We start from the raw sequence: 24,151 nt of genomic DNA on the forward strand, positions 1-24,151 counted from the left end.
AATCTGGACGAGAAAATCAAGCAAATAGCCGGGCGTATCAAAGACCTACGCGAAGTCGAGGGACTGACCGTAGAGTATATGGCGCAGAAGACGGGCACCACCGTAGACGAGTACAAGGCGTGCGAAGGGGGGTTGAGCGACCTCAACTTCACCTTTATCTATCGTTGCGCCCTCGCCTTTGGCGTCAACGCCACCGATATCATCGAGGGCTACAGCCCCCAACTGCAATCGTACACCGTCACCCGCAAGGGCTCGGGGCAGGTCATCGCCAACGCGCACGGCATGACCTACTACAATATGGCCTACGCCTTCCAAAACCGCATCGCCGAGCCGCTCTACGTGCGTAGTGCGTACGACGAGGCGGCGCAGGATAAGCCCATCGAACTCACCTCGCACGCGGGGCAGGAGTGCGATATCGTGGTGGAAGGCTACCTCAAAGTGCAGGTAGGCAAGCACCAGGAGATATTGGGCGCAGGCGACAGCATCTACTACAACAGCGCCACCCCGCACGGCATGATCGCCGTGGGCGGCAAAGACTGCGTGTTCTACGCCATCGTCCTCAATCCCACGGGCGAGCCCATTCCCGAGTTGACGCCCGTAGCCGCCATCGCGGACGGCACGGCGCCCACCAAGGACGACAAGCCGCGTATCTACCAAAAGTTTATCGACGTAGAAGAGGACGAGAACGGCACGCCCACCAAGATTACGTTCAAAAACACCGACGAATTCAACTTCGCCTACGATTTGGTGGACGCTTTGGCCGAGCGTGAGCCCGACAAGACGGCCATGATGTACGTCTCCCGCGATCACGAGGAGACGCGCTTCACTTTCCGCGATATGAAACGCAATTCGGCCCGTTGCGCCAACTATTTCAAGGCGTTGGGCATCAAGAAGGGCGACCGCGTGATGCTCGTGCTCAAGCGGCACTACCAATTCTGGTTCGCCATGCTGGGGCTCAACAAGTTGGGCGCCATCGCCATTCCCGCCACCTGCCAACTGCAATCGCACGATTTCGAGTACCGCTTTCAAGCGGCGGGCGTGTCGGCCATCATCTGCACGGCGGACGGGGACACGGCGCACCAAGCGGACTTGGCGGCGGCCACCTGTCCCGAACTCAAGCACAAGTTGATCGTCAACGGCAAGCGCGAGGGCTGGCGCAGTTTCGACGAGGAATTCAATATGTACAGCACCCACTTCGACCGCACGCCCGACAGTCCCAAGGGCGACGATTTGATGCTGATGTACTTCACGTCGGGCACTTCGGGCTATCCCAAGATCGCCGCGCACAACCACAAGTACCCCTTGGGGCATTTCCACACCGCCAAGTATTGGCACAACGTGGATCCCGACGGCTTGCACCTCACCATTTCGGACACGGGTTGGGCCAAGGCCATGTGGGGCAAGTTGTACGGACAATGGCTCGCGGAGGCCGCGACCTTCGTGTACGACTTCGACCGTTTCAACGCGGCGGATATATTACCCATGTTCGCCCAATACCATATCACCACCTTCTGCGCGCCCCCCACGATGCTGCGCATGATGATCAAAGAGGACATCGGCAAGTACGATTTCTCCTCGGTGCGCCATATGTCCACGGCGGGCGAGGCGCTGAATCCCGAGGTCTATCGTCAATTCGAACGCCTGACGGGCTTGCAGATCCACGAGGGATTCGGCCAGTCCGAGGGCACGATGATGATAGGCAATATGGTGGGCGCACCCCACAAGATAGGGTCTATGGGTAAGCCCGCGCCCATCTATGACGTGCACCTTTTGGACGGCGACGGCAAGGACGTGGCCGACGGCGAAGTGGGCGAGATATGCGTAGACCTGCGCAACGGTTCACCCTGCGGCTTGGCCGTGTGCTACTATCGCGATCCCGAGAATACGGCCGAGGCTTGGCGCGGTGGCTTCTATCACACGGGCGATCTGGCCTGGCGCGACGAGGACGGCTTCTATTGGTACGTGGGCAGAGCGGACGACGTTATCAAGTCTTCGGGCTACCGCATCGGGCCTTTCGAGATCGAGAGCATCATCATGGAACTTCCGTACGTGTTGGAGTGCGGCGTGTCGGCCGTGCCCGACGAAGTCAGAGGGCAGGTGGTCAAGGCGAGCATCGTGCTCACCAAGGGCACCGAAGGCACCGAGGAACTCAAAAAGGAGATACAGCAGTACGTCAAGACGCATACCGCGCCCTACAAGTATCCCCGCGTCGTGGTCTTCCGCGACGAGTTGCCCAAAACGACGAGCGGCAAGATCATTCGCCACAAACTATGATCGAGCGCAGAGTCACCCTGTTTTGCGGCCACTACGGCAGCGGCAAAACGAATATCGCCCTCAATTGGGCGTACCGATTGCGCGAGAAGCATGCTCGGGTGGCCGTAGCCGACCTCGACATCGTCAATCCCTACTTCCGCGCGTTGGACAGCAAGGCCGACCTTGCCGAGCGGGATATACGCCTCATCTGTTCGCCCTACGCGGGCGGCAACCTCGACATTCCCGCCTTGCCGCAGGATATGTACGCCATCACGGATGACCGAGGCTTGGTGTCCGTGCTGGATATAGGCGGCGACGACCGCGGCGCGTTGGTGTTGGGGCGTTTGGCCCCCGCGCTTCTTGCCGAAAACGACTACGAAATGTGGTTGGTCGTCAACAGGTACCGCCCCCTCACGCGCACCGTCGAGGACTGTCTTACGGTCAAAGCCGAGATAGAGTTGGCGGGCGGCATGCCCTTTACGGGCGTGGTCAACAACAGCAATTTGGGGCGCGAAACCACCGCGGAAGACGTGCTGGCGAGTATGCCCTACGCGCGGGCGGTGGCTGAGGCGGCGGGGTTGCCCCTCGTCATGACCTCGGTGCGTGCCGACCTCGCCCACGGGCTCACGGACAAAATAGAGAATATTTTTGCCTTGTCTTTGCAAAAGACGTATTGACGGGGCAAGGGATATAAGGAGAGTAATTATGGCAAAATTGACCTTCAAAAGCGACAACTGCAAAGGGTGCGGTCTTTGCGTGGACGTATGCCCCAAGCAGGTGTTGCGCTTGGCAACCGACAAAATCAACAAGCGCGGTCATCACCCCGTGGAAGCCGCCAACCCCGACGCGTGCGTGGGTTGTGCGTCTTGCGCGCTGATGTGCCCCGATTGCATCATCAAAGTGGAGAGGTAGCGTATGGATAAAGTATTGATGAAAGGAAACGAAGCCATCGCCGAGGCGGCCATCATCGCGGGTTGCCGCCACTATTTCGGCTATCCCATCACGCCGCAAACCGAGATCGCGGCCTATATGGCCAAGCGTATGCCCAAGATAGGCGGCGTATTTTTGCAGGCCGAGAGCGAAGTCGCGGCCATCAATATGGTCTACGGCGTCGCGAGCGCGGGCAAGCGGGTTATGACGTCTTCGTCGAGCCCCGGCGTGTCCCTCAAGGGCGAGGGCTTGTCCTACCTTGCGGGCGCGGATCTGCCCGCATTCGTGGTCAACGTGCAACGCGGCGGCCCCGGTTTGGGCGGCATTCAGCCCAGCCAAAGCGACTACTTCCAGTCTACGAGAGGCGGCGGCCACGGCGACTATCACATGATCGTGTTGGCCCCCTATTCGGTGCAGGAAATGGCCGAACTCACCGTCAAAGGCTTTGAGTTGGCGGACAAGTATCGCATGACCGCCATGGTGTTGGCCGACGGCACGATGGGGCAGATGATGGAGCCCGTGAGCCTCGACCTCGAAGTGGCGCCTCAGCCCGCCAAGCCTTGGGCGACCACGGGTACCAACCTCGCGCGCAAGCACAATATCATCAACAGTCTGTCCCTCGTTCCCGAGGAGTTGGAGCAGCTCAATATCGCCCGCTACGAACGGTACAAGGTGGTGGAGGAGAACGAAACGCGCTACGAGGAGTACCGCATGGAGGACGCCGACGTCGCCGTGACGGCCTTCGGCATCGCCGCGAGAGTCAGCAAAAACGCGGTGGACGAGGCGCGCAAGATGGGCGTCAAGGCGGGACTTATCCGTCCCATCACCTTGTGGCCCTTCCCCAAGGCGCCCTATCTGGCGGCGGCAAAGAAAGTCAAGCAATTCATTTCCGTGGAACTTTCCATGGGGCAAATGATAGAGGACGTGCGCTTGGCCAGCGAGTGCAAAGTGCCCGTCACGCTGTGCAATCGCGTGGGCGGTATGATCCCCACGCCCAAGCAGGTGTTGGAGGCCATTTTGGCCGCCGACAAAGGAGGTAGACTATGATCGTTTTCGACAAACCCCACGCACTCATCGACGTACCCCTTCACTATTGTCCGGGCTGTACGCACGGCATCGTGCACCGTTTGGTGGCCGAGGTGATGGACGAGTTGGGCATCGAGGGCAAGACCATCGGTATCGCGCCCGTCGGTTGCTCCGTCATGGCGTATGACTATTTTAATTGCGATATGATCGAGGCCGCGCACGGCAGAGCGCCCGCCGTGGCTACGGGCGTCAAACGCGCCGACCCCAGCAAAGTGGTGTTCACCTATCAGGGCGACGGCGACCTTGCCTCTATCGGTATGGCCGAGACCGTGCACGCCGCGGCGCGCAACGAGAATATCACGGTCATCTTCATCAACAACGCCATCTACGGTATGACGGGCGGTCAAATGGCGCCCACTTCGCTCGCGGGACAGGTCACGCAGACCTCTCCCTACGGCCGCGATCCCAAGTTGTGCGGCTATCCCATCAAGGTGTGCGAGATGCTCAGGGAATTGGACGGCGCCGAGTATTTGGAGCGCGTGACCGTCAATTCCGTGCCCCACATTCGGGCCGCCAAAAAGGCCATCAAAAAGGCGTTTCAAAATCAGTTGGACGGCAAGGGCTTCTCGTTGGTCGAGGTGCTGTCTTCCTGCCCGACCAACTGGGGCATGACGCCCCAAAACGCGCTCAAATGGATCGAGGAGAAGATGATTCCCGTCTATCCCTTGGGCGTCTACAAGGACAGAAGTGCCGAAGGAGGTAACAAATAATGAGTACCGTAGAGTTTTTGTTTTCGGGCTTCGGCGGGCAGGGCATCCTGTTCGCAGGCAAATTCGTGGCGTACAAAGGCATGGTGGACAACAAGCAAGTCAGTTGGTTGCCCTCCTACGGCCCCGAGATGCGCGGCGGCACGGCCAGCTGTTCGGTCATCGTGTCGGACACCCCCGTGGGTTCTCCCATCGTCAGCGAGCCCGACGTGCTGGTGGCGATGAACCTGCCCTCGTTGGATAGGTTCGAGAAGGCGGTCAAGTCGGGCGGTATCATTTTTATGGACAGTTCCCTTATCGAGCGCAAAGTGACAAGGACGGACGTCACGGTGTACGCCGTACCCGCCACCCGCTTGGCCTCGGACAACGGCTTCCCCACCTTGGCCAACATGGTGCTGATCGGCAAGATTCTCAAAGTGTTGGAGGACTTCGATGAAGCGTCCGTCGCGGCGGCGCTCAACAAGGTCATATCGGCCAAGCACGCGGATATGCTCGAAGTCAACCGAAAGGCTATGCAATTAGGCGCGGATTACCGAGAGTAACCCGCACGCAACGATAAAAGAGGTAGTATTATGGATATCCAATTCGTCAAAACCACTTGTCCCAAAGCCAAACCCGATCCCGATACCTTGGGCTTCGGCCAAATCTTTTCCGACCATATGTTCCGCATGGAGTACAATCCCCAAGAGGGTTGGCACAACGCTCGCATCGTACCCTTCGAGAACATCAGCCTGCATCCCGCCTCCACCGTATTGCACTACGGTGCGGAGATATTCGAGGGACTCAAAGCCTACCGTCGCGCGGACGGCAAGGTGCAATTGTTCCGTCCCATCGAGAATATTCGCCGTCTCAACAATTCGGCCGAGCGTTTGTGCTTGCCGCAGATCCCCGAGGACGTGGCGCTCGAAATTCTCACCGAGTTCGTCCGCGTAGAGCAGGATTGGACGCCTTACAAGAAGGGCACGTCCCTCTATCTGCGCCCCTTCCTCTTCGGCGACGACAAGACCTTGGGCGTACACACCATCAAAGAGGCGCAGTTCATCATCATCGCTTCGCCCGTGGGCAGTTACTACAAAGAGGGCATCAACCCCGTGCGCATCATGATCGAGTCCGAGGACGTTCGCGCGGTACGCGGCGGCACGGGCTATGCCAAATGCGGCGGCAACTACGCGGCTTCTACCCGCGCGGGTAAGAAGGCCGAGGCCGAGGGCTATTCCCAAGTGCTGTGGCTGGACGGCGTGGAGCGCAAGTATATCGAAGAGGTGGGCGCTATGAACGTCATGTTCAAGATCGGCGGCAAGGTGGTCACGCCCAAATTGACGGGTTCCATTTTGCCGGGCATCACCCGCAAGAGTTGCATCGAAGTGCTCAAGAAAGAGGGCTATACCGTAGAGGAGCGCCTGTTGTCCGTGGACGAGTTGGGCGCGGCTTTGGCGGACGGCACCTTGGAAGAAGCCTGGGGTTGCGGTACGGCGGCCGTCGTGTCGCCCATCGGCGAACTCAACTATTTGGGCAAGAAATATATCATCAACGACAACCGTATCGGCGCGGTGACGCAACACCTCTACGACACCCTCACGGGCATTCAATGGGGCGAGATCGAGGACGAATTCGGTTGGACGTATCAAATCTGAAACAATAAGGCGGTAGACGTATGAAGCAGGTCAAAATAGCAGATATGACGCTTTGTCAAGGGGAATATACCTTCAAAGAGAAGTTGGAAATCGCACGGCAGCTGGACGCTTTGGGTGTGGACGCCATCGAGTTGCCCGCGCTCACGCAGTCCAAGTCGGACGAGGTTTTACTACGGACCATGGCCTCTTTCGTACGACTTAGCCACCTTTCCGTGGCCGTCTCGGACGACTTGCAGCTCGAACGGGCTATGGCGGTCTTGGACGGCGTAGAGGGCGCCATCGTGCGCGTGGAAGTGCCCGTATCCACCGTGGGTATGGAGTATTTCCACCAAAAGAAAGCATCCAAAATGATAGAATGGATTGCCCAAGCGGTGGCCAAGGCCAAGACCGCGTACACGGTGGAGTTTTGCGCGTTGGACGCCACGCGCGCCGAGAAAGAGGTGCTTTTGGCCGCGCTCGACGCCGCCGTCAAGGGGGGCGCGGACTTCGTGTCCGTCTCGGACGAAGCGGGGCAGACTTTGCCCGACGACTTCGCCGTGTTGGTCAAGGAGATCGTGGATTTCGTCGCGGTACCCGTGGGCGTGCGCCTCTCGGACGACAAAGGCCTCGCGGTAGCGGGGGCGGCGTTGGCCGTCAAAGCGGGCGCTACGTGGGCAAAAGCCGGCGTATCGACCACCTATGCGGACCTCGAGACGCTGGTAAAATTGCTCAAAGACGGGCGGGAACTCTACGGTGTGGATATGGCGGTGGACGCCACGCGTCTGCATCGCACGGTGGCCCAAATCAAGGATGTGCACCTTCTCAAGCAAGAGGAGACCGCGCACAATTACGACAATGACGTTCTTCTCAAAGTGACGGACGACAAAAAGCGCGTGTTGGAGGTGGCCGCCGGCATCGGCTACGACCTTTCCGACAACGAGCAGGACTCGGTGTACGAGGAGTTTTTGCGCGTCGCCAAGAAGAAAAAGGTGGGCGTCAAAGAGTTGTCGGCCATCGTCGAATCGGTGGCTACGCAGTCGCCCATCGTCTACAAGTTGGATAGTTTCGTCATCAACAGCGGCAATATCATTACGTCGAGCGCGCAGATCACCGTCCTCAAAGACAACGCGGTATTGCACGGCGTGTCCATAGGCGACGGCCCCATCGACGCGTCTTTCCGCGCCTTGGAGCAGATAGTGGGCGCGCATTACGATTTGGACGATTTCCAGATCCGCGCCGTCACCGAGGGCAGAGAGGCCGTGGGACAGGCGCAGGTCAAGTTGCGCGCCAAGGGTAAGGTGTTCGCGGGCTTCGGCGTTTCGACGGATATCATCGGCGCCTCCATTCGCGCCTACCTTTCCGCCGTCAACAAAATCGTGTACGAGGAGCAATGATGAAACTGTCTTTTTCCACCAAAGGGTGGCATAACGATAAATTCGACGGCTTTTGCCGACGCGCCGTTTCGTTGGGCTTCGGGGGCATCGAGCTTCACAATATCGCCAACGCGCTGTTCGCCGACAAGTCGGGCGATCTGTACGCGGAGAACGCGCCGCGCACCCGTCGCACCTTGTACGAAGAGGGGATCGAATTGCCCTGCATAGACGCTTTGGCAGACGTGGCCGACGCGGTCGGCAACGAACGCGCCACGGCCGAGGTCACCCAATGCATTGTGCTGGCCGAGGCGTTCAAGATCCCGTACGTGCGCATCAAAACACAGCGCAAGGATTTGGCCGCCGTGGCGGCCGTGGCCGATTTCGTGCGGTACGTACTGCCCTTGGCGCGTCACGCCAAGGTGGTGCTGCTCATCGAGACGGCGGGCGTGTTCGCCGACACGTCGGTGCTACGCTCGCTTTTGGAAGAATTCGCCGACGACAATTTGGCGGCTTTGTGGAATCTGTCCGCCGCCTATTTCGGCAAGGGCGAATCGCCCGAAGAGGTCATTCGCAATTTGGGCGCCTACGTGCGCCACGTACACGTCAACGACGCGGTCAAGTCGGACGCGGGCTTCGACTATCGCTTGATGGGCGAGGGCGACCTGCCTCTCGGGGATATTATGCTCGCCCTGCGTTCGGTCAACTACGACGGGTATTTGTCTTTGGTATGGGATCCCACTTGGTGCGAGGAGTTGTCGGACGAAGACATCATCATGGCCCAATACGTGGAGTATATGCACGGGTTCGATCCCGCGTTCCGCGCACGGCGCACCTTATATCACAATAACGCGGGCACGGGCGTGTTCGTATGGAAGAAGGAGACCTTGATAGACGCCACCTTCTCGCAGGTTCTGGACCGAATGGTGGAGGAGTTCCCCGACCAATACGCGTTCAAATACACCACTTTGCAGTACACGCGCACCTATGCCGAGTTCCGTCAAGACGTGGACACCTTCGCGCGGGCGTTGGTGGCCATGGGCGTCAAGGCGGGTTCGCACGTCGCCGTGTGGGCGACCAACGTGCCCCAATGGTACATTGCTTTTTGGGCGACGGTCAAGTTGGGCGCGGTGCTGGTCACCGTCAATACGGCGTACAAGATACACGAGATCGAGTATTTGCTCAAACAATCGGATACGCACACCCTCATTATGACCAAGGGGGCCAAGGATTGCGACTACGGCGCCACCATCGCCGAGTTGTGTCCCGAGTTGGCCTCCAAGTCCCCCGAGGACGCGTTGCACGCCAAGCGGTTGCCTTTCTTGCGCAACGTGGTCACGGTCGGGTACAGTCAGGCGGGTTGTCTCACGTGGGAAGAGGCGTGGGCGATGTCCAAGCGCGTGCCCTTGGAAAAGGTGCTGCGCATGGCGGCCATGGTGGACAAGCACGACGTGTGCAATATGCAATATACGTCGGGCACCACGGGCTTCCCCAAGGGCGTGATGCTCACCCATTACAATATCGTCAACAACGGCAAAGCCATCGGCGACCGTATGGATTTGTCCACGGCCGACCGTATGATGATACAGGTGCCCATGTTCCATTGCTTCGGCATGGTGCTGGCGATGACGGCCTCTATGACGCACGGCGTCACTCTGTGTCCCTTGCCGTATTTTTCGGCCAAATCCTCGTTGGCGTGTATCAACGCCGAGCATATCACGGCCTTCCACGGCGTGCCCACCATGTTCATCGCCATGCTCGAGCACCCCGATTTCGCCAAGACCGACTTTTCCTATATGCGCACGGGCATTATGGCGGGCAGTCCCTGTCCCATTTCCACCATGCGTCAAGTGGTCGAGGAGATGAATATGCGCGAGATCACCATCGTTTACGGGCAGACCGAGGCTTCGCCCGGCTGTACGATGAGCAGTACGGACGATCCCATCGACGTGCGCGTGGCCACGGTCGGACGCCCCTTGCCCGATATCGAGTGCCGTATCGTGGACCCCGACACGGGGTTCTATTGCCCCGATAACGTGACGGGCGAGTTCCTCGCGCGCGGGTACAATTTGATGAAAGGGTACTACAAGATGCCCGAGGCCACCGCCGAGACCATCGACCGCGATGGTTGGCTCCACACGGGCGACCTCGCTTGCCGCACGCCCGAGGGCAACTTCCGCATCACGGGGCGGCTCAAGGACATGATCATACGCGGCGGCGAGAACATCTACCCCAAGGAGTTGGAGGAGTTCATTCTCACCCATCCCAAGGTCAGCGACGTGCAGGTGGTGGGTGTGCCCGACGAGCAGTACGGCGAAGAAGTGGCGGCGTTCGTCATTCTCAAATCGGGCGAAACCCTCACCGAGAAGGACCTCAAAGCCTATATGTTGGCCAACATCGCGCGCCACAAAGTGCCCCGCTACGTCATCTTTGTGGACGTGTTTCCCATGAACGCCGCAGGCAAGATACTCAAATATCAACTCCGCGAGGACGCCAAAGCCTACGTCAAATCCCTTTCGACGAAGTAAGGCGGCATTGCGTAGGCGCATACCGAACGAAACTCAAAAAGGACGTATCTATCCGTTGGAAGATACGTCCTTTTTCGTTGCTTATTTACCCATATATGACTTCTATGTCCTTCTCGGCCTCGAATATCGTTTTGCCATCGAAGATTTTTGCATTTTCAAAGGCATCGACGCATTCTCGTCTATCTTTTGACGTAAATGAAAACAGCGTTTTGCAGTCTTCTTCAATGGTATAAACAGTTAACGTATATGGTCCGTCTGTTTCGTTGACAAATCCGGCAATCATATATCGTTTCCCATTATAGGCTATCTCTTTTTCGGGATTATGATATAAATCATCAATGAATTCATTTAAATAGTTTCCGTGCATTTTATTTCACTCCTTTAAAGAATTTCTTATATTTTTCATACTCACTTTTGGTAATTTCTCGTGCAGGGAGTCGGTGATCTATCCCGGGCGACGAATAATCGTGAACATGAAAAACGTGTTCTCCGTGTTTTGACATTCCTTCTTCAAAGTGATAGCCAATCTCGAAAATGGGAACCCAACTACTTTTAATCTACCCATTGGATTTCATTCTCTACGCTCCAAAATGACTTACCATTGAAAATCAACGCCTTTTCAAAAGCTTCAACACACTCTTTTGCAGTATTAGCAACGTATTTCCAGATGCCAATATTATCTGTTTTAGGATATAATTGATCCAGCGATAAAACATACTGTCCGTCCTCCCACCACCCTTGAATCATATACTTTACACCCATAAACACAAATGTAATATCACATCCACCATAAAGTGTTTCGATGAACTCGTTTGCATTTCCATCTCTCATAACAATACTCCTTTGAAATACTTTTTATATTTTTCTATCATGTCTGGAGTCAAAGGCTTTGCTTTTGATCTTCCCCCATTTCCAGTCTTACTCAAACTAAACGATTTGTCGTACGTATGATAATGTAATATGGGTTCTTGTGTGCCCGTTATGCTTTTTTCCGCATGATAAGCTATTTCCAAATACAAACACTTATCGCTATCGTAAAACCGCATCTCTCTGAAAACACCATTGTCTAATTTTATATATGCAGCACTTGAATGTGCAGATTCGGGTAGACCATGTTTCCCGCTTCCTTTTATTCCTTCCAAGACCTTAACGCCTTCTATTTTCCCAACCATCTCATAGTTATATGCCACATTGTTTCCGCTTGCAAAAGTACCTCTACCGCCCATTTCGATTGACCCTCCTTGTTTTTTGATAGTCAATCGCCACGATATTACCTTGCATTTCGGGGAACGGATCTCCAAGACAGATAACAGCGGCGGGCTTTATCTTTTCCATCATAGCATTATAGCCACGAAGAAAAGCCGTTTTGTTACGCTTGCAACCTACCATTCCGATTGCCACAATTGCTCCTTCTTCAATGCCGTCAAAGCAGAAGTCGAAACTTGCGGTATCACTCCAACTAACCGTGGGAACAACAGTCAGCCCTTTGCTTTGCCAATACGCTCCGCACCACCGGTTACGGAACACGTTGAACAACTGTATCACTCGGGGCATTTCCGCATAAAGGCTGTAGTCCGGCGTCAGCAAGAACTTGTATTGACTAAGCCTACCGAGTGATTTATCATAGTTATAATAAATCCCTTCCATTCGATAGTCGTCGATAAAGAAATGGACGCCTTTTGCTTTGTTTTCGTCGATATCGTTTGTTCTTATGTCAGAATAACAAATCAAATCGACTTTGCTTACATCAAGTTCGTTTTTACGGACAATCGGAATGTTCCACTTGCCGAACGCATCGAACTCATTGCGCAGAAAGGTCTGTTTCGACCTCGCTTCGATAGTACGCATAATGTACCTCCTTAAAAAGATTTTTGTTTGCCTTTTCTTGAAAGGCTAAAGCAAAACACCTTGACATAAAAGAGGTTATATGCTAATATAGACATTGGGAGAGCTATTATAGCATTTACCAACTAACTCTGACCGATTGTTGCAGCAAAAGGTCGGAGTTTTTCTTTTATGTAAAGCATTCGATTTGAATGCTGTTGTTTCAGCAACCTATTCTCGATAGGATTTCATTGAGTATTTTCTATTCTTTTACGTTTGGCACCACCTTCTCTAAAAAATATTTTGTTTGAGAATCCGTACTTTTTGTTTTTGCAACAATTTGATCGAATGTCATATCTTTGCATTTGTCGTACGGTATCATCAACTCTCCGCTCAAAGCCATCGCTTGCCATTCTGTACTCCTATAGCAAGGTACGACTTTGCGTGCATATACAATAGGTTTTCCGGTTGCATTATATTTTGGCTTCACTCCGCACACGTGAACAAGGAAAAAGTGCGCAATCTCATGATTGATAAAACTCAAATGACTCCTATGTCCTTTGCACGCACCCTCATAGACGGTCCTTCTTATGTGGATACAGTAACAATCATCTTCCTCCGCACTTAGATACGCCATGCAGTCCTTTTCAAATAGAGAATCTTCTTCGACAATATGATATACTTGGTCGGGGAACTTGAGCTCAATTAGGTTCAGCACCTTCATCACAGGGAAACATAGCGTTTTTATACGAAAAAACTTTCGTATCCACTCCGCAATATCTCTAATCTGTTGTCGAGATAATCCAACTATCGCCTCATACTCCATCGTCCGAATCTCCTAATATTGCTCTTATCGAATCCATTTCTTCGTCAGTCAAGCCAGGCAGTTTGCGTTGAAACATAATAGCGAGTTTCTTCCCGTTGATATTCATCTGCCCGATATCAATGCGTACGCTCGATTTTTGTTCACAATACGCATCATATAATTCCTCCCGTTCCTTTTCGGAAAGGTGATAGTGAGTGCTAATTGCATCTATCCATCCATCGGGAACGTTCTTTTTCCCCGTTAAAACGGCAGAAACAAAAGCTGTTGTCCCACTCGTAAAAGAAGCCACATCACACAATGTTTCATCATTATCTATCATCAACTTTCTCACAATCTTTCCAAAGGTAGTGTACCCCATTTGTCATATCCTCCTTTATATTTGTGTTGTGGTCATTATCATTATATGGCAAATGAAAGCGATTGTCAACCATTATTTGCAAAAAATTAACCCATAAGGTTATTTTTACAAAAAATGTAGTACCTTAGCAAAGAGATAGTTTAATGCGGTAGTCCTTGCGTAAGCTTTGTATGCGCGATATCATTTTTTGTACTGCGCGTATACGCATACGCGTGCACGCGCTATGCCGCTTGCGTTTTGCGGCGGGCGAAGAGGGCGGACAGGCCTTTCTTGCACAAGGCGTAGAGTACGGCCGCCGTCAGCGAAAGGGCGAAAATGACGAGATGGTAGCACGCGAAGGGCAACGCGACCGAAGCGTACTCGAAGAGAGAAATGAATACGGGGTGGAAGAGGTAGATGGCGAGGGAGATACCGCCGAGGAAGCCGAACGCCGCGTTGAGGCGGGCGTTCTTGACGATGAGCCCTTTGCCCGCGAAGGTGATGGTGATGGCGCCGAAGGTGCATACCACGGCGACGATCATCGTGACGTAGGCGTAATCGGCGGGGAATGGAACGAAACCGAATACGATGGGTATGGTGTACAACAGGATCTCGAGGACGGGCAGCACTTTCGCCGCGCTTTGTTTGGTTTCCTTTTTGCCGACGAACGCGGCGAGGTAGTAGGCGAACATACCTACGCACATTTCGCCCCAGGCCCTGAGGTCGTAGACGAAGTTTTGCGGAAGCGCCCAATGGGTGGCGAGGCCGCAGGCGACCAAGGCGACGACGAGTAGGCCGACCAATATCAAGGTGACGAATACGCCCTTGAGTTTTTTGCGCAAGGCCAAGGCGGTGGGCACCATAAAGAGCATGGTGACCAACATGGCGGAGAGGTACCATTCGGGGACGATAAGGGCTTGATTGAACGAGCCGTCCCACACCACCGCCATATGTACGAGGAATACGCTGGGCAGACCTTTGACGACGAGCCCGCCCGCCTCGGCAAGCCGCGTGCACAGCAACACGACCACTATGCCCACGATGGCGACAAAATGTACCGGCAATATGCTTTTGACTTTGCCCCACATAAACTTACCCGTCTCGGGCAGGAGTTTATACGCGTCTTTGGCGGCGATCTTCTCGATGGAACGCGCCAGGAAGTAGCCCGACAGCAAAAAGAAAAACTCCACAGCCAACGCGCCGCCCGCAAAGAATTGCAAGCCTTCGCCCGCCCAGGTCATTTGGACGTGGTATCCCACCACGAGCAAACTGAACAAAAAACGCATTAATTCCACCAAGTTGTTCCGTGTCTTAGCCATACCAAAGGCCTCCAAGGTCTAATACGACCATTATCGTATATCCGACGGAAAATGTCAAGTTATGTCAAACGGGCGTCCCGTGTCACATCAAGCGTTTTGCGACACCTTTTGGCCTGCAGCGTATGAATATCCCGAAGTAAAATGTATAAATATTACGAATAAACGCATATAAACGGGCGAAAAATGCATATAATGGGGGATTTTTTGATATTTATTAAAAAGTTGGTGCATTTGCTTGCATAGATTCGGTCGGTTGTTGTAAGATATAACTATCAAAACAAAACCAAACAAAAAGGAGATCGAATATATGAAAAAATTGATTGCAATTATTATGGTAGTCGCCTTGGCCGTCATCGGATGCTCGGCTTTGGCCGCTTGCTCCAACACGGAGAAGACTTTGCAGGTTTACACCAACGCGGGCTTCGCGCCCTTCGAGTACGTGGACACCAACGGCAAGGTCGTGGGCGTCGATATCGACATTATGAACTATATCGGCAAAGAACTCGGCTACAAAGTTATCATCAACGATATCGAGTTCAAAGAGATACTCAACCAGGTGCAAGGCAACAAGTTCGCCGTAGGCGCCGCCGGTATGTCCAAGAACGACGAGCGTGACAAAGTGGCCATTTCGTCCATCGTGTACGCCACTTCCGTCCAATACGTCATCGCCCCCAACGGCACCTTCGCCGACAACGCCGTGGTGACGCTCGACCAACTCCTTGCCGCCGCCAACAAGATCGGTATCCAAGCGGGTACGACCGGCCAATACCTCGTAGAGGACTACATTGCGGCGAAATCGGCCGCCAACAGCACCATCGAGTATGCCAACGCCATCGTGGCCAGCACGGACATCGGTTCGACCTTGGGCGCCGTCGTCATTGACGAATTGCCCGCCAAGTCCATCGCCGCGTCCAAGAGCAACCTCTCTTGCTGGAAGATCGACGCCGAGCCGGAAAGTTACGTGCTCTACTTCAACAAGGATGCCGGCGACCTCGTCAAGAGCGTCAACACCGTTTTGGAAAAGATGATCAAGGACGGCACCATCAACCAATATATCATCAATCACAGCAACGGCAACTGATATAGTTTTGCCGCACGGGAGAAAGAATGTCATTCAGTGAAACAATCACGTATATATGGAGTGTTCGAGGCTTGGTTTTTGAAAGCCTCGGCATTTCATTGTTAATCGCGTTGGGCGCCATCATCATCGGCTTCGTCATCGGCGTTTTGCTCGCCGTCGTGCGTATCGCTCCCAAGACCAACGTCGTTGTCAAGTTTCTTGACAAGATCGCCCAACTGTATATCACGGTCATTCGCGGCACGCCGACGATGGTACAGCTTCTCATTATGTACAGCTCCATCATGGTGGGGTTCAAATACCTCGAGACCAACATACTCGTGCCCATCGTGGCCTTCGGCATCAACAGCGGCGCCTATATGGCCGAGATCATTCGTTCGGGCATCAATTCGGTGGACGTCGGCCAGATCGAGGCGGGGCGCAGCGTGGGTTTGAGTTGGGTGACGACCATGTGGAAGATCGTCATTCCGCAGGCCATCAAGGTGGTCATTCCCACCATCTTCAACGAGATCATCATTTTGGTCAAGGAGACCTCGGTCGTCAGCGTCATCGCCTTGCGTATGGGCGGCATACAGAAGTGGGATCTATTGGGCCTTACCAGCAAGATGGCCGTGGCTAAGCCCGCCACCTACAACGCGTTTCTATACACGGCGGCGGCTTTGTACTTGATCGTCGTGTTGCTGCTGACGCTTGTGCAAAAGGGCATAGAAAAGAGGATGAAGATAAATGAGCGACGCCATTGATACTACTATGAATACGGATACGACCGAAACGCGTCAGCCCCTTATCGACGTGCGCTATCTCACCAAGAAGTTCGGCGACCTTTTGGTGCTGGACGAGATCTCCACCAAGATATACGCAGGGGAGTGCGTGGTCATCATCGGCCCGTCGGGCGGTGGCAAAAGCACGTTTTTGCGCTGTCTCAACGTGTTGGAGGACCCCACGGCGGGCGAAATCTTCTTCGACGGCGACGACCTCACCGACCTCAAGATCGACATCAATCTTTGTCGGCAGAAGATGGGCATGGTGTTTCAGCAATTCAACCTGTTCAACAACCTCACTGTGATGAAAAACATCACCTTGGCGCCCATCATCGTGGGCAAAAAGCGGCTCAAAGCGGCCAAACGCAACAACCGCGTCATGCCCGCCTACAACAAGTGGTTGGAGCGCAACAAGAAGCGCATCTACGCGCGGATAGACGCCAAATTGGCCAAAGCGCGCGCCGTCATCGAGGAGACGAACGCACAGTTGAAGCCCGTTGAGGAAGCGTGGGAAAAGACCAAATACAACTACGAGCGCAAAGGGCGCACGATGGTGGGCTACGACCCCAAACTCACCAAAGAAAAACTCAAATTGGTCACCAAGATAGAGAACGCCGAGCGCGTGGTGGATCGCACGACCTACCCGCAACCCAAGCAGTATATCGAGCCCGAGTTCGCCACCAAAAAAGAGATCGTGGAAGCGGCCAACGCCAACGCCAGACGCTTGTTGGAGCGCATCGGGCTTGCGGAGAAGGCGGACGTATATCCTTCCACTTTGTCGGGCGGGCAAAAACAGCGTATCGCCATCGTCCGCGCCTTGGCCATGAATCCCAAGGTAATGTTGTTCGACGAGCCCACGTCGGCCTTGGACCCCGAGATGGTGGGCGAGGTGCTGGACCTCATCAAGCAGATCGCCGAGGAGGGTATGACGATGGTCATCGTCACGCACGAGATGGGCTTCGCCAAAGAGGTGGGTAGTCGCGTCTTGTTCATCGACCAAGGCAAGATCGCCGAGGACAACACCCCCAAGGAGTTGTTCGAGAACCCCCAAAACCCGCGTCTAAAAGAGTTTTTGTCCAAGGTGCTTATGTAGTTTCGCCCCGTATTTGCGCGTGGCGAAACGTCCTATAAGGGTGCTTGTTACCAAAAAAGGTGTGTACGTACACACCTTTTTTGGTTTTTTCTTCGCCGCCTATCACAGTTTCTCTATCACGTAGTCCGCGAATTCTTTGGCGGTCGCGCCCGTACTGTTGCCCGTCATCACGACGCGTTTTTCGGTTTCGTTGCACGTGATGAGCGCGCTTTCCAATCGGCTCGCTTTTTCGCCGTAGCCAATGTGGCGCATGAGCATGGCCGCCGCTTTCATCACGCTGGAGGGGTTGGCGTATTCGCCGCGACCTTCCTGCATCATGCGTAGGCCCGAGCCGTGTATCGCCTCGAACATGGCGTGGCGGTCGCCGAGGTTGGCGCTACCCGCCGTACCCACGCCGCCCTGTATCTGCGCGGCTTCGTCCGTGATGATATCGCCATAGAGGTTGGGCAGCACGAACACCTGATACTTGTTGCGGTTGCGCGCGTTGACCAGGTTGGCGGTCATAATGTCGATATAGTATTCGTCCGCGGTGATCTCCGGATATTCTTGGGCGATGCGATGGCATATCGCCGAGAACTTGCCGTCCGTTTTCTTCATAATGTTGGCCTTGGTGATGATGGCCACCGAGGTTTTGCCGTTTTGGCGGGCGTACTCGAAGGCGGCGCGCGCGATGCGCTCGGTGCCGAGGTCTGTGGTCACTTTGAAATCCATCGCCAACTTGCCCTCTATCTCCACGCCGCGGCTACCCAGCACGTACTCGCCTTCCGTGTTCTCGCGGAAGAAGGTCCAATCGATGCCCTCTTGGGGCACGACCACGGGGCGCACGTTGGCGTAGAGGTCCAACTCGCGGCGCATAGCCACGTTGGCGCTCTCCAAGGTGCCGCCGTTGAGGGTGGTGGTGGGACCTTTCAAAATGACGTCGCACGCTTTGAGTTCGGCCAGCACGTCGTCGGGGATGGCTTTGCCTACGGCGATGCGGTTTTCGATGGTCAGGCCCTCTATGTCGCGCAGTTCCACGCGGCCTTTGGCTATTTCGTCCGCAAGCAGGTATTCCATCACGCGCTTCGCTTCGCGCATGATGATGGGTCCTATGCCGTCGCCCGCGCACAATCCCACCGTGATATGGGGCGCGTTGATCCAGTCCACTTTGCCCGTTTCGGCCGCCATGCGGTCGCACCGCTCGAGTTGTTCTTCGAGTAAACGGCGATAGGCCGCCACCGCTTGTTCCACTTGTTGTTGGATATTGCTCATACGTCCTCCTATTGTAATTGCGTGCCCGTGTAGGCCAACAGGCCGCCTGCTTTCAAGATGGCCTTTTGTCGGTCGGTAAAGGCACAGATAAGGGGTATACGTACCCCGTTCGTTTCGTCCACCAAGGTCATTTTGCCCTCGTCCATACCCTTCCAAACGCCCGCGATGGACAGCTTGTCGCCTTGGGCGATCTTGTCGTAGTCGGCGGCGTTTTGGAAGGTGAGGGGCATGATGCCCGCGTTGATGAGGTTGGCCGTGTGAATACGGGCGAAACTCTTGGCCACCACGGCGCGTACGCCGAGGTAGAGGGGCACCAACGCCGCGTGTTCGCGCGAGGAACCCTGCCCGTAGTTGACGCCGCCCACCACGACGCTTTGCTCGGCGGCTTTGGCCCGTTCGGCAAAGGTCTTGTCGCACACGGCGAAGCAGAATTGCGAGAGGTAGGGGATATTGCTGCGGTAGGGCAGTATTTTGGCGCCTGCGGGCATAATGTGGTCGGTGGTGATATTGTCGCCCACTTTCAGGACGAGCTCGGCCGTCAGTTCGTCCCCTTGCGGTCTTGCTTCGGGGAAGGGCTTGATATTCGGCCCGCGCACTATTTCCACCTGTTCGGCCTTGTCGGGCGATACGGGCGCAAGTACCGCCGTATCGTCCAAGGTAAACGCGTCGGGCAAGGTGACGTTCACGTCCACGCCCAACGTGCGGGGGTCGGTGATATAGCCGGTGAGAGCCGCCGCCACCGCCGTTTCGGGCGAAACGAGGTACACTTTGGCGTCCGCCGTTCCGCTACGGCCGAGGAAATTGCGGTTGAAGGTGCGCAGACTCACGCCCGCCGAGTTGGGGGAGAACCCCATGCCGATACACGGACCACACGCGCATTCGAGAAGGCGTGCGCCGCTCGACAGAATATCCACCAACGCGCCCGATGCAGACAGCATTTTGAGCACTTGCTTGCTGCCCGGCGACACGGACATACTCACGTCGGGGGAGATGGTGCGTCCCTTGAGCATGGCGGCCACCTTGTACATATCCAAGAGGGAACTGTTGGTGCAACTGCCCACGCACACCTGGTCCACCTTGGTACCCGCCAGGCTTGCCACCGTCACCACGTTGTCGGGGCTGTGGGGGCAGGCGATAAGGGGTTCCAACTCGTCGAGGTCGATATCGATCACGCGGTCGTAACGAGCGTCCTCGTCCGAGGCGAGGGGCACGAAGTCCTTTTCGCGACCTTCCGCCGCCAAAAACGCGCGGGTGATCTCGTCCGAGGGGAAGATAGAGGTGGTAGCGCCCAACTCCGTCCCCATATTGGTGATGGTGGCGCGCTCGGGCACGGACAAGGTCTTGACGCCTTCGCCGCCCCATTCCACGATATAGCCCACGCCGCCCTTGACGGACAGAATGCGCAGTATTTCCAGACTGACGTCTTTGGCGGTCACGAAGGGCCGCAACTTGCCCGTCAGGTTTACTTTGATCATTTTGGGCATCGTGATATAGTACGCGCCGCCGCCCATGGCCACCGCCACGTCCATACCGCCCGCGCCGAATGCCAGCATACCCAAGCCGCCGCCCGTGGGGGTGTGGCTGTCCGAACCGATGAGGGTTTTGCCGGGCACGCCGAACCGCTCGAGGTGTACTTGGTGGCAAATGCCGTTGCCGGGGCGGGAGAACCAAATGCCGTGTTTGGCGCACACCGACTGAATGTAACGGTGGTCGTCCGCGTTCTCGAAGCCCGACTGTAGGGTATTGTGGTCGATATAGGCCACGCTCTTCTCGGTGCGCACCTGCCCCACGCCCATACTCTCGAATTCCAGATAGGCCATAGTGCCCGTGGCGTCCTGCGTGAGGGTTTGGTCGATGCGGAGGGCGATTTCCGTCCCCGCGACCATTTCACCCGATACGAGGTGAGCTTTGATGATTTTTTCGGCAATCGTCAGTCCCATTATAATCTATCCTCCTGCTCCAACGTGTGATCGCGTGCCTTGCGCACGTGTTCTATCATCAATTTGTCCGCCGCGTCGGCGTCGTGCGCCGCCAGCGCATCGTACACGGCGCGGTGCTCGGCCACGGAAGCCTGCGCCCTCGACGAAACGGACATGGCCGCCCGACGATAGCGCTGTATCTTCTTGTGCAAAGGAATGAGCGTGTCGTACAGGATGGTGCTGCCCGAATATTGATAGATTTGACGGTGGAATTGGCTGTCCATACCCTTGATGCTGTCGGGGTTTTGCTTTTCGGTGTAAAATTCCTGCAACTCCAAGGTCTCTTTGAGTTCGGCCAACTGTTTGTCCGTAATGTACTTGGCCGCCTCGCGCGCCGCCAATCCCTCTATGCGGATACGGATGGCGTAGATATCCGCCAAGTCCTTCTTGGTGACGCCGAGCACGAGGATGCCGCGGGGGGTGATTTCCACCAGCCTTTCCTGCTCCAATCGGCGCAAAGCGTCACGAATAGGGGTACGCGATACCCCCAAATCCGCTACCAACTTCATTTCGGTAAGGGTGTCGCCGCGTTGGTAGTTACCCCACAGTATTTCGTCCTCCAACCGTTCGAAAACCTGGTCTGATAATGATACGGGTTTGTGTTCAAACATAGCAATCTCCTTTGCGTGTCGTTATAGTCTTCTCAATTTGCCTTGGGACAGCACTTCGATCTTCTCTTCCAACTCGGCAACCGACAGGGTGGTCTGTCTGCCGTCCGCGTATTCCTCGTCAATCCACGCTTTGACGGCCACCACCAAAGGATCGCGCTTGTCGATGGCCTCGTTTGCCGAGAGGCTGTAGTTCTCGTTGATCCAGTAGGCGATGCCCGCCAAGCCCGAGTTTTGCCCCAGCATAACGGTCGGGCGGCGGTTGAGGATCTTGGTGGTGTCGAAAATATTGTATATCTCTTCGTCTTTCAGCAATCCGTCCGCGTGAATGCCCGCGCGGGTGACGTTGAAGTTGCGCCCCACGAAAGGCGTCATCGGCGGGATCTTGTACCCGATCTCTTTTTGGAAGTAGTCGGCTATCTCTGTGATGGCGGTGGGGTCCATGCCGTCGAAACTGCCGCGAAGCCCCGCGTACTCGAAGACCATCGCCTCCAAGGGCACGTTGCCCGTCCGCTCGCCTATACCCAATAGCGAGCAGTTGACGCCCGACGCGCCGTACAGCCACGCCGTCGTGGCGTTGGTGACGGCCTTGTAGAAGTCGTTGTGCCCGTGCCATTCGAGCATTTCGCTGGGCACGTCCGAGTAGTGTTGCAAGCCGTAGATCATGCCCGGCACGCTGCGCGGTATCTCCACCTCGGGGTAGGGTATGCCGTAGCCCATGGTATCGCAAGCCCGTATACGTACGGGGATGTTTGCGTCACGGCTCATTTTCATCACCTCGTTGACAAAGGGCACGACGAAGCCGTAGAAGTCGGCGCGCGTCAGGTCTTCCAGGTGACAGCGCGGCATAACGCCCGCCTCGAACGCGTCGCCTATTGTGGCGATATACTTGTCCATAATGGATTTGCGGTCGCTCTTCATTTTCTTGAAGATATGATAGTCGCTGCAACTCACCAATATGCCCGTCTCGCGGATGCCCATATCCCGCACCAAGCGGAAATCCTCGCGGCTCGCGCGTATCCAAGTGGTGATTTCGGGAAACTTCAGCCCCAATTCGCGGCATTTTTCCAAGGCCTCGCGGTCTTTCTTGCTGTACACGAAAAATTCGGTCTGCCGAATGATGCCGTAGGGGCCCGCAAGCCTCGACATCAACTTGTACAGGTCTACGATCTGCTTCACCGTGTACGGCTCCACCGATTGCTGTCCGTCGCGGAACGTGGTGTCCGTTATCCATATCTCGCGCGGCATATTGATATTGACGCGCCGATGGTTGAAGGCGATACGGGGTACTTCGTTGTACGGGAAAATATCGCGGTACAGGTTGGGCTCGTCCACCTCTTGCAACTTGTAGCGGACGATTTTTTGTTCCAAAAGATTGGATTTTTCGGAAATTTCTACCATTTGTCGACTCCCCTTTTTTTTGAATATCTGTATACAATTATACTCTAATGCAAGTATTCTGTCAAGCAAATACGCGCTGTACACCGTAAAAAGTGCAATTTGTATCCAAATACGATTGCTTTTTGGGGCTATATTTGGTAGAATATGTATGCTGTTTGCAATATATGCCGCCGCCGCCCGTGCGCACGCGTCCCCGTCGTCTCCGCGATTTCGGGATAGTACGGCTCCGTCGGCGTATAATACTTAGGAGGAATATATGGAAAATCGTGATTCGAAGTGCAAGTTGGGCCAAAAAGTGGATCGCCCCCTCGGCTGGGGCATTATGGGCAGTATCCTCATCGTCGTCTTTACGTTGGGGTTGGTCGCCGCGTGTTTGGCCGCCGAGAATTCCAAAGGCGTTACCGCCGTCATCGTCATAGGCGCCATCGCGTTGGCCGCCCTTATCCTGTACGTCGTATGCTATTACGTCAAGAATGGCAAGAACAAAGAGGAAGCCATCGCCCCCGCAACGGACGAAGTCGCCCCTCAAACGCCCGTTGAGGTAGCCCCCGTCGCCGCTCCCGCGGAAGAGGTCGTGGCCGCCGAAGAAGAAGTTGCCGAGAACGTCGCCGCGGAAGAATCCGCCGCCGAAGAAGTCGCCGCCGAGGCGATAGAAGAGGCCGTCGAAGAGGAAGAAGTGCAAGAGGAAGTTGCACCGGTCGAAGAGACGCAACCCGAAGAAGCGATTCCCGCCGAATCGGTCGAGGAGACGCCCGCTGCCGTTGAAGAGCCCGTGCCCGAAGAGCCCGCCGGTCCCACCATCACGGTGGAAGAAGCGCGCGTCACCATGTCGGACGACGAGGCCCTCGCCCTTATCGAGGTTCGCTCGTCCAACCGTGTGGATGGTCCTATGTGCACGGTCAACGTGGGTATACTTTCCGCTACCTTTGCGAACGGCGACGAGGTTACGTTGCAGGCATTGCAGGCCAAAGGGATCGTTCCGCGCAAGCAAAACGGCTACATCGTGTTGGCCCAAGGCACCATCAACAAGGCTCTCACCGTCGTCGCCAACGATTTCTCGGCCGACGCGGTCAAGATGATCGTCGCCGCGGGCGGCAAAGCAGTCGGTTGCTAACGGCAGTATGGAGAATAAGCGCACCCCTCGGGGTGCGTTTTTTTGCTCCGCCTCTCCCACCTATCCAACCGCA

General features: G+C 55.4%; 24 protein-coding genes. 13 read left to right on the top strand and 11 right to left on the bottom strand.

What is annotated here, in order from left to right:
* Positions 1–78: 78 nt before the first annotated feature.
* Genes II896_03425 through II896_03465 form a run of 9 tightly spaced genes read left to right on the top strand, consistent with a single transcriptional unit; the run spans position 79 to position 10,487 of the window.
* Positions 79–2,274 carry an AMP-binding protein gene (locus II896_03425; protein MBQ4443697.1) on the top strand — a complete coding sequence of 732 codons (2,196 nt, stop codon included), beginning with the start codon at positions 79–81 and terminating at the stop codon, positions 2,272–2,274.
* Positions 2,271–2,930, top strand: a complete 660-nt coding sequence (locus II896_03430) for a hypothetical protein (GenBank protein MBQ4443698.1) — start codon at positions 2,271–2,273, stop codon at positions 2,928–2,930. The genes II896_03425 and II896_03430 overlap by 4 nt, the downstream gene beginning before the upstream one ends.
* Before the next feature lie 28 nt (positions 2,931–2,958).
* Positions 2,959–3,165 carry a 4Fe-4S binding protein gene (locus tag II896_03435; GenBank protein MBQ4443699.1) on the top strand — a complete coding sequence of 69 codons (207 nt, stop codon included), beginning with the start codon at positions 2,959–2,961 and terminating at the stop codon, positions 3,163–3,165.
* A 3-nt stretch (positions 3,166–3,168) separates the two neighbouring features.
* A complete protein-coding gene (locus II896_03440; GenBank protein MBQ4443700.1) occupies positions 3,169–4,230 on the top strand; it encodes a 3-methyl-2-oxobutanoate dehydrogenase subunit VorB in 1,062 nt (353 codons plus the stop codon).
* Positions 4,227–4,979 carry a 2-oxoglutarate oxidoreductase gene (locus tag II896_03445; protein MBQ4443701.1) on the top strand — a complete coding sequence of 251 codons (753 nt, stop codon included), beginning with the start codon at positions 4,227–4,229 and terminating at the stop codon, positions 4,977–4,979. Before II896_03440 ends, II896_03445 begins: the two co-directional genes overlap by 4 nt.
* Positions 4,979–5,518 carry a 2-oxoacid:acceptor oxidoreductase family protein gene (locus tag II896_03450; protein ID MBQ4443702.1) on the top strand — a complete coding sequence of 180 codons (540 nt, stop codon included), beginning with the start codon at positions 4,979–4,981 and terminating at the stop codon, positions 5,516–5,518. The genes II896_03445 and II896_03450 overlap by 1 nt, the downstream gene beginning before the upstream one ends.
* A gap of 30 nt (positions 5,519–5,548) precedes the next feature.
* Positions 5,549–6,610 (top strand): branched-chain amino acid aminotransferase, encoded by a 1,062-nt coding sequence (locus II896_03455; protein MBQ4443703.1) that lies wholly within the window; start codon positions 5,549–5,551, stop codon positions 6,608–6,610.
* A 20-nt stretch (positions 6,611–6,630) separates the two neighbouring features.
* The gene (locus tag II896_03460; GenBank protein ID MBQ4443704.1) at positions 6,631–7,983 is read left to right on the top strand and encodes a hypothetical protein; all 1,353 of its coding nucleotides are present in this window, start codon (positions 6,631–6,633) and stop codon (positions 7,981–7,983) included.
* Entirely contained in the window at positions 7,983–10,487 is a 2,505-nt protein-coding gene (locus tag II896_03465) for an AMP-binding protein (GenBank protein MBQ4443705.1), read from the top strand. The genes II896_03460 and II896_03465 overlap by 1 nt, the downstream gene beginning before the upstream one ends.
* An 85-nt stretch (positions 10,488–10,572) precedes the next feature.
* Here the strand turns inward: II896_03465 and II896_03470 are convergent, their stop codons facing one another.
* From II896_03470 to II896_03500, 7 genes are all read right to left on the bottom strand, one after another.
* The gene (locus II896_03470; protein ID MBQ4443706.1) at positions 10,573–10,854 is read right to left on the bottom strand and encodes a hypothetical protein; all 282 of its coding nucleotides are present in this window, start codon (positions 10,852–10,854) and stop codon (positions 10,573–10,575) included.
* Between the two features lie 185 nt (positions 10,855–11,039).
* Positions 11,040–11,318 carry a hypothetical protein gene (locus II896_03475; protein MBQ4443707.1) on the bottom strand — a complete coding sequence of 93 codons (279 nt, stop codon included), beginning with the start codon at positions 11,316–11,318 and terminating at the stop codon, positions 11,040–11,042.
* Complete coding sequence (locus tag II896_03480; GenBank protein MBQ4443708.1) at positions 11,315–11,713, bottom strand: hypothetical protein; 399 nt, start codon at positions 11,711–11,713, stop codon at positions 11,315–11,317. Before II896_03480 ends, II896_03475 begins: the two co-directional genes overlap by 4 nt.
* Complete coding sequence (locus tag II896_03485) at positions 11,703–12,335, bottom strand: DUF4417 domain-containing protein (GenBank protein MBQ4443709.1); 633 nt, start codon at positions 12,333–12,335, stop codon at positions 11,703–11,705. Before II896_03485 ends, II896_03480 begins: the two co-directional genes overlap by 11 nt.
* A 238-nt stretch (positions 12,336–12,573) precedes the next feature.
* On the bottom strand, positions 12,574–13,137 hold the full coding sequence (locus II896_03490; protein ID MBQ4443710.1) for a hypothetical protein: 564 nt from the start codon (positions 13,135–13,137) through the stop codon (positions 12,574–12,576).
* Positions 13,127–13,495: an XRE family transcriptional regulator gene (locus II896_03495; GenBank protein MBQ4443711.1), complete on the bottom strand. Its 369-nt coding sequence runs from the start codon at positions 13,493–13,495 to the stop codon at positions 13,127–13,129. Before II896_03495 ends, II896_03490 begins: the two co-directional genes overlap by 11 nt.
* 221 nt (positions 13,496–13,716) lie before the next feature.
* A complete protein-coding gene (locus II896_03500) occupies positions 13,717–14,793 on the bottom strand; it encodes an acyltransferase (GenBank protein MBQ4443712.1) in 1,077 nt (358 codons plus the stop codon).
* Positions 14,794–15,100: 307 nt separating this feature from the next.
* Between II896_03500 and II896_03505 the strand changes: the two genes are divergently transcribed.
* From II896_03505 to II896_03515, 3 genes are all read left to right on the top strand, one after another.
* Positions 15,101–15,874 carry a transporter substrate-binding domain-containing protein gene (locus II896_03505; GenBank protein ID MBQ4443713.1) on the top strand — a complete coding sequence of 258 codons (774 nt, stop codon included), beginning with the start codon at positions 15,101–15,103 and terminating at the stop codon, positions 15,872–15,874.
* Positions 15,875–15,972: 98 nt separating this feature from the next.
* A complete protein-coding gene (locus II896_03510; GenBank protein MBQ4443714.1) occupies positions 15,973–16,614 on the top strand; it encodes an amino acid ABC transporter permease in 642 nt (213 codons plus the stop codon).
* 7 nt (positions 16,615–16,621) lie between these two features.
* A complete protein-coding gene (locus tag II896_03515; GenBank protein MBQ4443715.1) occupies positions 16,622–17,725 on the top strand; it encodes an ATP-binding cassette domain-containing protein in 1,104 nt (367 codons plus the stop codon).
* A gap of 102 nt (positions 17,726–17,827) precedes the next feature.
* Here the strand turns inward: II896_03515 and II896_03520 are convergent, their stop codons facing one another.
* From II896_03520 to II896_03535, 4 genes are read right to left on the bottom strand one after another with little or no spacing between them, the layout of a single operon-like run.
* Positions 17,828–18,976: an isocitrate/isopropylmalate dehydrogenase family protein gene (locus II896_03520; protein MBQ4443716.1), complete on the bottom strand. Its 1,149-nt coding sequence runs from the start codon at positions 18,974–18,976 to the stop codon at positions 17,828–17,830.
* An 8-nt stretch (positions 18,977–18,984) separates the two neighbouring features.
* The gene (locus tag II896_03525) at positions 18,985–20,916 is read right to left on the bottom strand and encodes an aconitate hydratase (GenBank protein ID MBQ4443717.1); all 1,932 of its coding nucleotides are present in this window, start codon (positions 20,914–20,916) and stop codon (positions 18,985–18,987) included.
* Positions 20,916–21,566, bottom strand: a complete 651-nt coding sequence (locus II896_03530) for a GntR family transcriptional regulator (protein ID MBQ4443718.1) — start codon at positions 21,564–21,566, stop codon at positions 20,916–20,918. Before II896_03530 ends, II896_03525 begins: the two co-directional genes overlap by 1 nt.
* A gap of 21 nt (positions 21,567–21,587) precedes the next feature.
* Positions 21,588–22,964 (bottom strand): 2-isopropylmalate synthase, encoded by a 1,377-nt coding sequence (locus II896_03535; GenBank protein ID MBQ4443719.1) that lies wholly within the window; start codon positions 22,962–22,964, stop codon positions 21,588–21,590.
* A 256-nt stretch (positions 22,965–23,220) separates the two neighbouring features.
* Here II896_03535 and II896_03540 point away from each other — a divergent pair, with 256 nt between their 5' ends.
* Positions 23,221–24,078 carry an uL15 family ribosomal protein gene (locus II896_03540; GenBank protein ID MBQ4443720.1) on the top strand — a complete coding sequence of 286 codons (858 nt, stop codon included), beginning with the start codon at positions 23,221–23,223 and terminating at the stop codon, positions 24,076–24,078.
* Positions 24,079–24,151 lie beyond the last annotated feature (73 nt).

Source organism: Clostridia bacterium, from assembly GCA_017394805.1.
In the GTDB taxonomy this organism is placed as follows: Bacteria; Bacillota; Clostridia; order Christensenellales; family CAG-1252; genus RUG14300.

Bases quoted from the DNA above. Each gene is read 5' to 3' on its own strand.
- II896_03425 (MBQ4443697.1), top strand. From the start codon at position 79: ATGGCGCAGAAGACGGGCACCACCGTAGACGAGTACAAGGCGTGCGAA.
- II896_03430 (MBQ4443698.1), top strand. From the start codon at position 2,271: ATGATCGAGCGCAGAGTCACCCTGTTTTGCGGCCACTACGGCAGCGGC.
- II896_03435 (MBQ4443699.1), top strand. From the start codon at position 2,959: ATGGCAAAATTGACCTTCAAAAGCGACAACTGCAAAGGGTGCGGTCTT.
- II896_03440 (MBQ4443700.1), top strand. From the start codon at position 3,169: ATGGATAAAGTATTGATGAAAGGAAACGAAGCCATCGCCGAGGCGGCC.
- II896_03445 (MBQ4443701.1), top strand. From the start codon at position 4,227: ATGATCGTTTTCGACAAACCCCACGCACTCATCGACGTACCCCTTCAC.
- II896_03450 (MBQ4443702.1), top strand. From the start codon at position 4,979: ATGAGTACCGTAGAGTTTTTGTTTTCGGGCTTCGGCGGGCAGGGCATC.
- II896_03455 (MBQ4443703.1), top strand. From the start codon at position 5,549: ATGGATATCCAATTCGTCAAAACCACTTGTCCCAAAGCCAAACCCGAT.
- II896_03460 (MBQ4443704.1), top strand. From the start codon at position 6,631: ATGAAGCAGGTCAAAATAGCAGATATGACGCTTTGTCAAGGGGAATAT.
- II896_03465 (MBQ4443705.1), top strand. From the start codon at position 7,983: ATGAAACTGTCTTTTTCCACCAAAGGGTGGCATAACGATAAATTCGAC.
- II896_03470 (MBQ4443706.1), bottom strand. From the start codon at position 10,854: ATGCACGGAAACTATTTAAATGAATTCATTGATGATTTATATCATAAT.
- II896_03475 (MBQ4443707.1), bottom strand. From the start codon at position 11,318: ATGAGAGATGGAAATGCAAACGAGTTCATCGAAACACTTTATGGTGGA.
- II896_03480 (MBQ4443708.1), bottom strand. From the start codon at position 11,713: ATGGGCGGTAGAGGTACTTTTGCAAGCGGAAACAATGTGGCATATAAC.
- II896_03485 (MBQ4443709.1), bottom strand. From the start codon at position 12,335: ATGCGTACTATCGAAGCGAGGTCGAAACAGACCTTTCTGCGCAATGAG.
- II896_03490 (MBQ4443710.1), bottom strand. From the start codon at position 13,137: ATGGAGTATGAGGCGATAGTTGGATTATCTCGACAACAGATTAGAGAT.
- II896_03495 (MBQ4443711.1), bottom strand. From the start codon at position 13,495: ATGGGGTACACTACCTTTGGAAAGATTGTGAGAAAGTTGATGATAGAT.
- II896_03500 (MBQ4443712.1), bottom strand. From the start codon at position 14,793: ATGGCTAAGACACGGAACAACTTGGTGGAATTAATGCGTTTTTTGTTC.
- II896_03505 (MBQ4443713.1), top strand. From the start codon at position 15,101: ATGAAAAAATTGATTGCAATTATTATGGTAGTCGCCTTGGCCGTCATC.
- II896_03515 (MBQ4443715.1), top strand. From the start codon at position 16,622: ATGAATACGGATACGACCGAAACGCGTCAGCCCCTTATCGACGTGCGC.
- II896_03520 (MBQ4443716.1), bottom strand. From the start codon at position 18,976: ATGAGCAATATCCAACAACAAGTGGAACAAGCGGTGGCGGCCTATCGC.
- II896_03525 (MBQ4443717.1), bottom strand. From the start codon at position 20,916: ATGGGACTGACGATTGCCGAAAAAATCATCAAAGCTCACCTCGTATCG.
- II896_03530 (MBQ4443718.1), bottom strand. From the start codon at position 21,566: ATGTTTGAACACAAACCCGTATCATTATCAGACCAGGTTTTCGAACGG.
- II896_03535 (MBQ4443719.1), bottom strand. From the start codon at position 22,964: ATGGTAGAAATTTCCGAAAAATCCAATCTTTTGGAACAAAAAATCGTC.
- II896_03540 (MBQ4443720.1), top strand. From the start codon at position 23,221: ATGGAAAATCGTGATTCGAAGTGCAAGTTGGGCCAAAAAGTGGATCGC.